At 57.9% G+C, this 2289-nt stretch carries 2 protein-coding genes and 1 pseudogene; all 3 read right to left on the reverse strand.

Features of this window, described 5'->3' with window-relative positions:
* Nucleotides 1-266 precede the first annotated feature (266 nt).
* Nucleotides 267-1016, reverse strand: a pseudogene (gene rpsB, locus ACEW8Q_RS06535) (30S ribosomal protein S2); the annotation flags it as partial.
* Nucleotides 1017-1661: 645 nt separating this feature from the next.
* Nucleotides 1662-1979 (reverse strand): hypothetical protein, encoded by a 318-nt coding sequence (locus tag ACEW8Q_RS06540; RefSeq protein ID WP_373503247.1) that lies wholly within the window; start codon nt 1977-1979, stop codon nt 1662-1664.
* A 9-nt stretch (nt 1980-1988) separates the two neighbouring features.
* Complete coding sequence (locus tag ACEW8Q_RS06545; RefSeq protein ID WP_373503248.1) at nt 1989-2156, reverse strand: O-methyltransferase; 168 nt, start codon at nt 2154-2156, stop codon at nt 1989-1991.
* Nucleotides 2157-2289: the final 133 nt, after the last annotated feature.

Raw genomic sequence — 2289 nt, forward strand, 5'->3', positions numbered from 1 at the left:
CGCTGTATTGCGACCTGATCGCGCGCGCCGCCATCGACGGCCTGGGGCGCAGCCAGTCGACGGCGGCTTCCATGTCGCCAGCCGTGGCGGCCAGCGCCGCCTTGCAATCCATCATGCCCACGCCGGTCTTCTCGCGCAGGTCCTTCACCATCGCAGCCGTGATGTCGGCCATGTTCTACCTCATGTGTTTTGAAACGCCGGGGCCTGCCGCTTCAATCGGCAGGCCCCGTGACAGTTTGATTACGGTACGGAGCCTTGGCTTAGGCGGCCGGCACTTCTTCAGGCATCGGGTTCTCGGAGGCGCCCATGTCGACTCCCGAACCGGACTGCGCGAGCGAGATGCCCTCGATGCAGGCGCGGCTGATGAGATCGCAATAGAGAGCGACCGCACGGCCCGCGTCATCGTTGCCGGGGATCGGATAGGTGACGCCGGCGGGATCGGAATTCGTATCGATCACCGCGATCACCGGGATGCCAAGGCGGTTGGCTTCCTTGATGGCGATCTGTTCCTTGTTGGTGTCGATCACGAACAGCAGGTCGGGCGTGCCGCCCATGTCCTTGATGCCGCCAAGGGACTTGTCGAGCTTTTCCTTGGTGCGGGTCATCTCGAGCATTTCGCGCTTGGTGAGGCCCGAATGCTCCTTGCCGAGCGTATCGTCCACCGTGCGGAGCGTCTTGATCGAGTGCGAAATGGTCTTCCAGTTGGTGAGCGTGCCGCCGAGCCAGCGGGAGTTCACATAGTACTGCGCAGAGCGCTTCGCGGAATCAGCGATCTGCTCGGCGGCCGAACGCTTGGTGCCGACGAAGAGCACGCGGCCACCCTTGGCGACCGTGTCAGCGACGACGAGGAGCGCCTGGTGCAGCATCGGAACAGTCTGCGAGAGGTCGATGATGTGGATGCCGTTGCGGCTTCCGTAGATGAAATTCCTCATCTTCGGGTTCCAGCGGTGGGTTTGGTGGCCGAAGTGAACGCCAGCTTCAAGAAGCTGACGCATAGTGAAATCTGGCAGTGACATGCGGTCGGTCCTTTTCCGGTTGATCCGCCGCGGGACTGAGTTACCGGGAGTTCCCGGCACCGGATGGATCTGGCACTATGTGGAGGTTTCCCTCGTGTGCCGGAGCCTGACCCCGCGTGTGAGTTGAAGTAACGGAGCGGCCTATAGAGGGAGTGCGGAGGAAAGGCAAGGGGCGAGAACTATCGGTCATGAGTCAGTCTGAAGTCTTCCCAACTTGGCCATTGTGGAAATCCGGGACGGATCAAGCTATAATTTCAGCAAGGTACATTCTAGGTTGCGAAAGTCACCTGCAATGCTGTTGGCGTATAAGATCAGTTTTGGGAGATTGGCTACGTAGCTGGTCTTGGCGAGGCTGAAGAAGCCGAGTGCGATCGGACGCGTGAATGTAATATGAAGCGAGGCTCTCACAGTGCGTAGGCGGTCTGGCTTTCTGCATTTAGACGAAGACCTCTTGAACCTATCACTAGAACAACTCGATGCCGAAATCGCACGATGCGAGATGCGCAAGAAACTTGCCGCCCGAATGAGCCTTAGGGCCGAACTACGAAAATCATGGGACAAGCGCCTTCATCAACTGGCCCGGGTACGGGCACTGATCGTCGAGCGAAATTCAGACTGACCCACCAACGAACTATCTTTGATTGCTCAGGTTTGAATCCCTGCCTTCCCGCCAAACACCTTCTTGTACCAGAATGCGTCCGGGTTGTCAGAGAACCATCTGGCATTGCGCTTGGTACGCAACGCTGCAAGCGGCTTCATGTTTACATTGTACCGGAAGAACAGAGCTACGAGTTCTCTGAGGTCTTTGTCACTGGGTTGGCGCTTCAACTGGATATGCATGTGCTTCCCGCTTCCGGCTACAGATCCAATAGCTGCAATTGACTTGAACCTATCAAAGAACGCTAACTCGTCGCCAACTGAAAGGTAGCGAGGACCTCCTATAATGAGGAGCAGACGCGACATGACTTTCTGTCAAACCTTCCTTGCCATCGTCAGTCCGTCGCAAATCGGGGTCATGCAGATTTCGACGCGGGGGTCTTTCGCGACCTTGGCGTTGATGGTGCGGATCGCCTGTGTGTCCTCATCGGTCTTGGTGGGATCGGCGACGTCGCCGCCCCAGAGCGTGTTGTCGACCGACATACACCGGATGGCCGGCCTATTTAGTTCGAGTTTTGCGCGAATTGGCAACTTTGGCAAGACCCAGCCTTGGCAAATTGCGTCACCGGTCCGCCAAAGCCGTGATGTCTGCCCGTTACTGCCCGAACACTTCGAT

The sequence above is a fragment of the Aestuariivirga sp. genome (genome assembly GCF_041738905.1).
In the GTDB taxonomy this organism is placed as follows: domain Bacteria; phylum Pseudomonadota; class Alphaproteobacteria; order Rhizobiales; family Aestuariivirgaceae; genus Aestuariivirga.

What these genes read in the sequence shown, in the direction of transcription:
- ACEW8Q_RS06540 (WP_373503247.1), bottom strand. Translation starts at nt 1,979, where the DNA reads ATGTCGCGTCTGCTCCTCATTATAGGAGGTCCTCGCTACCTTTCAGTT.
- ACEW8Q_RS06545 (WP_373503248.1), bottom strand. Translation starts at nt 2,156, where the DNA reads ATGTCGGTCGACAACACGCTCTGGGGCGGCGACGTCGCCGATCCCACC.